The following is a 6324-nucleotide window of genomic DNA, read 5'->3' as shown; positions in this document are numbered from 1 at the left end:
TCCTCACCTACACAGAAGATAAGTTGTCAAGGTTCAGTTGTTACTGTTCCTTGTCTTCTATACGCTAGGTTGTTATACTAACTTTCAGAAGAACGAATCGCACCTTTGTATTCTAGTACAAACATTTTGACACTGCTCGACTGAGTGTCAGTATGTTAGCACAAAATTCTTTAAGTTGACAATACATAGGGCTTGCTGAATAATGGTAAAACCCTTTTAAAATAAGGCTTTTGACCTGTTAAAATCCGATGTTCATGCTGCGAAAATCGGATTGAGACCCTCAAAAACCTTGCATTATCCTTCTTATAGTACATAAGCTCGTACGAAAAGAGAGGGCAACAAAGCCTGAAACGACCGGCTACTGACGACCGACGACCGACTCCTAACCCCACCAACAAACTTTTTGCCGCAAACCCTAATTAAGGTCGCGCACTGATTCTTTAAGTTAACTCTAAGGAAAAATGCAGGAATATCTTGATAGTGGCTTAAGACTGGGCTGGTTAATTACTCCCATTAGTCAACAGGTAGCAATCTATCGCCAAAATCAGGCTATTGTGTTTTCTGACTGCTATTTTTCAATTTTATTGGTGAGAGTTCCGACCACATCAATACCGAGGGTTTGATGGACACTGGCGAGGAATTGATTGACGATTTCGGGATAGACTTTAATCAGGGTAGCCAGGGATTTACCATCACCATTATCAACGATATTAACTCGATCGAGGTGTAAGCGTTTAGGAATTTTAATCGCCTCCTCCAGGATAGTTTCTAACTGTTGAATCAAGAAAATTGCCTCTGCTTCGCTGCCGGTGTTTTGCCAGACTTCCGCAAACAATTCGTTAACCAAGGCTTCAGCTTTGGCATTTTCTTCAAAAATTGCCGCTTCTCCTCTAGCGCGGAAAGTTTCAGCTTCCTGCTGCGCTTCTGCGGGTAAAACCTTATCTGCTTGGAGACGTAATCTTTCCAATTCTGCTCTGACCTGTTGCAATTTTTCCTCAACTATAGCACGTTTTTCCTTAGCGGCGGCGATAGTTATTTCTTCTTCCGATTTAGCCTGTTGTTCCAGTTTTGCCTTTAACTTTCTCAACTCGTTTTCTTGCTCTAAAATAATAATTTGATCGCGGGTTTTAGCTACGGTTGCCTGTTCCTCACATTCCGCAACTATTTGTTCAGCTTCATTGAGTGCATTTGATTCAGCAATTTCAGCATCACGCATGACTAAAGCGATTCTTTCCCGTCCGAGGGAGTTAAGATAATCCACGTCATCGGCAACATTTTGAATTTTGAGAGTATCAATTTCTAAACCGAGTTTAAACAGGTCTTGACTGACGTTACTGGTAATACTTTCGGCAAATTGTAAGCGATCTTCGTTCACTTGTTCGGGGGTCATTGTTGCGACTACACCCCGCAAGTTTCCTTCTAAAGTTTCTTTAGCTACGCGAATAATTTCTTCTCGATCTCGATCTAAAAAACGTTCGATCGCATTGCCGACTATTTCAGGTTTAGAACTAACTTTTACGTTAGCAATGGCCACTATATTCAGGGGAATATTGCCCTTAGAATAGGCATTTTTAATCTCAATTCTGATCGGGGTTGTGGTGACATCCATGCGTTTAACGGTTTCTAAAATTGGAATACGAATCGCCCGACCCCCCGATACCACTCGATACCCCATATCCTGTCTATCTTTTGATTTGCGTTTCATCCCACTCAGTATTACTACTTCATTCGGTTTACAAATACACAAAAAAGAATTGATAAACCAAATCGCACCAATCCCCAGAAATATCAATAAAGCGATGGGAACACTATTCAACAATAAATTGCCAGCACTGTTGTTATTATTGTTGTCGTATTGATTGGGATTGATTTGGATGAGATAGGAATTATTTTGACTATTCATAGTTAGTTACCCTTTGGTTTAGAAGAAATTACAAATCGCCTCTGATATACTTTTCCGCAATGACTAAAACTTTATTGTCCTGGCAATTGAGGATAAATGCTTTATCCCCGACATTAAATTGTTCTTCCCCTTCCGTTATCGCTACTATATCGATCAGACTATCCCCGACATTAACTCGCACTTTCCCCTTGCTATTTTTATCGAAGGGGATTTGAACAACTCCAATTAAACCGATGAGAGAGTGATAATCGACGATACTATTTACCTGTTGGTTGCAGCGTCTCAACTTGACTAAAATTAGGAGTAGAATGGCCAAACCAATACCTACCCCTAAAGAAATTACAACAATTGTGAGCAGTTGAGCATTCATAAGTTTAGTTATTTACCGTTATAGTTGCCCCCAATCTAATTACCGTTAACTAATTCGAGACTTCGGCCATTTCAATCACGCGATCAGCATTATCTTTGACCAAAAAATTTAAAGGTTTATTGCGACGAACTTTATACTTTAAGCGTCGTGATTCCACCCGCATCAGAATTTGTTCTAAACAATCGTGATCAAAACAAACGTGACGATGACGATCCTTATAACCCGCGGTTGCCCCAGCAACGATGTGCAGTTGGGTATTTTTCTTTAACTGATACCATAAACCCTGGGGTTGATCTCCCAAAGAAGGGTTGGCAGTAGTCACAGCCGGATTACTAGACATATAAAATGGGTCAATCATATTATTGCCCATCGTCTGCTCATAATTGTAATAGTAATGGAGGGGGACATCGGCCGTGGGTAAATTTAAAAGTCCTTCATAAAATTGTCGGGCTGTCTCCAAATCTGTCACCATGATTGTATGAACTTTTGGGGCGCTAGTTAGAAACATCCACATGGCTAAAGCATAAGCGGCCAGAAGCATAACCATAATCCCCTGGGTGGACAGGAGAGTATCAAGGGGTAGGAAAGCGCCGAAGAAAAGATGATTTATCAACACTGATGTGATCCTATTGCCTAAGAATTTCTATCATTCCCTAATTATAATCACGACGCTGAAACTTAAGTGAACAGGGTGAGGAGTGACCAAGTTCTGTACATTTGTATTAAAATGCTCCCTACCCAGTTTAAATGCAGTACAAGTGACCTCAAATTCTCCTATGGGATGAATAAGTAGCTGGTTATAATTAAATTAAAAATGGATTTTAGGTTCGATCCCCCCTTAGTACTAGGGTTGATTCATAGTAGGGTTGATTCATGAATCAACCCTACCCTATAGTCCCCCCTTGATAAGGGTGGTGTCTGATAATTTTTAACGCCTACCTACTTAAATGATGAGATGATGACATTACGGACGGAAATATGAGGAATTAGCGGAGATGAAAGCGTATATTGGAAATAGAGCCATCCCTAGAAAAGTGAGCTACTGTTATGAACTCTTTTGCGCTTCCCGTCTTTCTGCAATCAGGTTTAACCCTACTGGCATTTTTAGTGCTGGTTATCCTCATGGCCTAAATCTTAATCCGTCTGTCTAGATTTTCATAGACAGTTAACAGCTGTTCAGCGATCGCTGACCAACTATATTGATTTAAGACTAAATCCTTGGCATTTTTCCCCCTTTGTTGGCGAATTTCAGGATTAGTGATAGCCGTTGCCAAAGTATTAGTTAAATCCTCAAGCTGACAAGCTGTCACCCATCCCGCAGCCGCTGCCGTCACCGCAGGATGCAGATCCACCCGGTCTGAGATCACCACAGGAATTCCAGCAGCCATAGCTTCGGCAACCGCAATGCCAAAATTTTCATAGTAGGAAGGTAAAACAAATAAATCGGCCCTAGCGAGGAGGCTATTTTTGACTTCTCCGGTGACAAATCCGGTAATTGTCGTATTTTTGCCCAATATTGACCGCTCGATCTGATTTTTAATCCGATTTTCGTAGTCTCGATCTTGGGGATTGCCTCCTGCTAAGACAAAATGAAAATCTAGGCCTTTTTCTAACAACCTTTCTAAACTAGGCAGCAATAAATCTAGACCTTTTTTCGGGTCAAGACGGGACATATAGAGGATGATCGGTTTATTTTGGGGAAGATTAAAACCCGTTACTGGTAAAGCTTGTGGGTTAAAAAAATCTACCCCTAGGGGGATGACAATATCCTTAGTTTTTATATTAAATCTTTCAGCGATTTGACACTCCTGCTGACTGGTAAAATGAACTGCCGCCGCCGCCGCTAAATTGGGTTTTTCCAGAAAATTGGCATATATTTGTTTAAGTTGCCGTTTTTTTTGCAAATCTGCCGGATCGAGAGTACCTAGAGGACGGAGAATATAGGGCAGTTGACGGTAACGAGCGATCGAAGCTGATATACTGCTTACTGGGGAGAATAAGGCATGAATATGGGCGATATCGTAATCTTTTGCCCTATTTGCCAACCAAGTAAACAGATCAAGGGAAAATTTATAGCGTCGAAAGGGAGAACAGCGAAAATAATAGATTTGATAGCCATTTTGACTAACAGGGACTCCTAAAGGCACCTCTAGGGGTGCTTGTCCCGTGTCACCATTGGAATCGGTGGTAATAATGGTCACATCTTGGCCTAGTTGCGCCAAGGCCGCTGACAAACCGAGTACCATTTGACTGGGGCCACCATAAACAAGGGAAATCGAAGGAACAATCTGAAGAATTTTCATCGAAAAATTGGGTCAGAAACCCCGCCGTTCTAGGTTGGCTTTACCGTTAAATACTAGCGCATTGACACGATATATGCTAGAACGTGACACTTAGAGCGACTCTAAGACCAGAACAGAGTCAATTGGATTTGGTGGCTAAAATGTATTCTAAGATACATTCCTCCTGGCGAGGGGGTGGAACGAACCACAAAGACACAAAGGACACAAAGATTGATCAATCCTATGTAAGTTAAACTTATCACACAGAACCTAGAAGAGCCTGATAACTGATAACTGATAACTGTTAACCATTCATTGATAAATATTTAGCCACCGATTGCACATCTTTATCACCCCGTCCAGAGAAATTAATCACAATGCGAGAACTACCGGTTACTTGCGGGCAAAGAGTTTCTAAATAGGCTAAAGCGTGGGCAGTTTCTAGGGCCGGAATAATCCCTTCTAAACGGGAAACTCGTTGAAAAGCTTCTAGTGCTTCCTTGTCGGTGACACTGTAATATTCGGCGCGACCACTATCTTTTAAAAAGCTATGTTCTGGGCCGACTCCGGGATAATCTAAACCGGCACTAATGGAGTGGGCCTCGATAACTTGACCTTCGTTATCTTGTAATAAATAACTCATGGCCCCATGTAGAACCCCCGGTTGACCTTGGGTAAGGGTGGCGGCGTGTTTTCCAGAAGCGATACTTTCTCCGGCGGCCTCAACACCAATTAAACGCACGGCAGTTTCTTTAACAAACTCATGAAATAAACCCATAGCATTAGAACCACCCCCCACACAAGCGAGGAGAATATCCGGTAAACCGCCCCATTTTTCCAGACTTTGCTGACGGGTTTCTTGACCAATAACCGCGTGAAAATCGCGCACCATCATCGGATAGGGATGGGGACCGGCCACAGAACCAAGGATGTAGTGAGTGGTTTCCACATTAGTTACCCAGTCGCGAATCGCTTCCGAGGTGGCATCTTTCAGGGTTCCCGTCCCGGCGGCCACGGGTTGCACCGTTGCGCCAAGCAGTCTCATGCGGAAAACATTGAGTTCCTGGCGTTCCATGTCGTGAATTCCCATATAAATCACGCATTCTAGACCAAAACGAGCGCAAACCGTAGCGGTGGCCACGCCGTGCTGTCCTGCCCCGGTTTCGGCGATAATTCGCTTTTTACCCATGCGTTTGGCTAATAAAACCTGACCGAGGGCGTTATTAATCTTGTGGGCCCCAGTATGGTTTAAATCTTCCCGTTTTAGGTAAATTTGCGCCCCAGTACCGTCGGCTTTTGCATAATGGGCGGTGAGACGTTCGGCAAAATATAAGGGACTAGGTCTGCCGACGTAATCCTTGAGCAGTTGATTTAATTCTTCTTGAAAATCGGGGTCGTCTTTATACTGATTATAGGCCGTTTCTAGTTCACTTAAGGCTGGCATCAGGGTTTCTGGGACGTATTTGCCCCCGTAGCGTCCAAAACGCCCAAAAGCATCGGGATACTGGCTTGCTGTGCTGGCTGAGGCGGTATAAATCGGCGTGATAGTCATGTAAATCTTAGATGAGAGACTATGTCCATTATAAATCTAAGGGTTTAGTCTCTGGGTTAACCTGAGTTCTAGGGCAATCATCGGAAATTTTGGGTCTGAAACCCCGCCGTTCTAGGTTGGCTTTACGTTAGAATTAAAAGGCCAGTCTCGAAAACCAAGTGGACGGCGCAGCACCTTGAAAACTCGGCTTAGGGGGTTCCGACCAGAAAAGCTTGGC

At 43.0% G+C, this 6324-nt stretch carries 5 protein-coding genes; all 5 read right to left on the bottom strand.

All coding sequences use genetic code 11. The features are described 5' to 3' along the window. Positions 1 to 568 precede the first annotated feature (568 nt). The 5 genes from IM515_RS12920 to trpB all read right to left on the bottom strand — a co-directional run bounded on the left by IM515_RS12920 (position 569) and on the right by trpB (position 6107). The gene (locus tag IM515_RS12920; RefSeq protein ID WP_004159906.1) at positions 569 to 1903 is read right to left on the bottom strand and encodes a flotillin family protein; all 1335 of its coding nucleotides are present in this window, start codon (positions 1901 to 1903) and stop codon (positions 569 to 571) included. 28 nt (positions 1904 to 1931) lie between these two features. Next, positions 1932 to 2273 carry a hypothetical protein gene (locus IM515_RS12915; protein WP_193959048.1) on the bottom strand — a complete coding sequence of 114 codons (342 nt, stop codon included), beginning with the start codon at positions 2271 to 2273 and terminating at the stop codon, positions 1932 to 1934. Between the two features lie 49 nt (positions 2274 to 2322). Then, positions 2323 to 2889, bottom strand: coding sequence for a hypothetical protein (locus tag IM515_RS12910; protein WP_002784990.1), 567 nt, complete (start codon positions 2887 to 2889; stop codon positions 2323 to 2325). A 511-nt stretch (positions 2890 to 3400) separates the two neighbouring features. Continuing rightward, entirely contained in the window at positions 3401 to 4576 is a 1176-nt protein-coding gene (gene hpsP / locus IM515_RS12905) for a hormogonium polysaccharide biosynthesis glycosyltransferase HpsP (RefSeq protein ID WP_287627047.1), read from the bottom strand. A gap of 283 nt (positions 4577 to 4859) precedes the next feature. Further along, complete coding sequence (gene trpB / locus IM515_RS12900; protein WP_287627046.1) at positions 4860 to 6107, bottom strand: tryptophan synthase subunit beta; 1248 nt, start codon at positions 6105 to 6107, stop codon at positions 4860 to 4862. Between the last annotated feature and the right edge of the window lie 217 nt (positions 6108 to 6324).

The organism is Microcystis sp. M44BS1 (assembly GCF_020244875.1).
Classification (GTDB): Bacteria; Cyanobacteriota; Cyanobacteriia; order Cyanobacteriales; family Microcystaceae; genus Microcystis; species Microcystis panniformis.
This window is presented reverse-complemented; position numbering and strand designations above follow the sequence as displayed.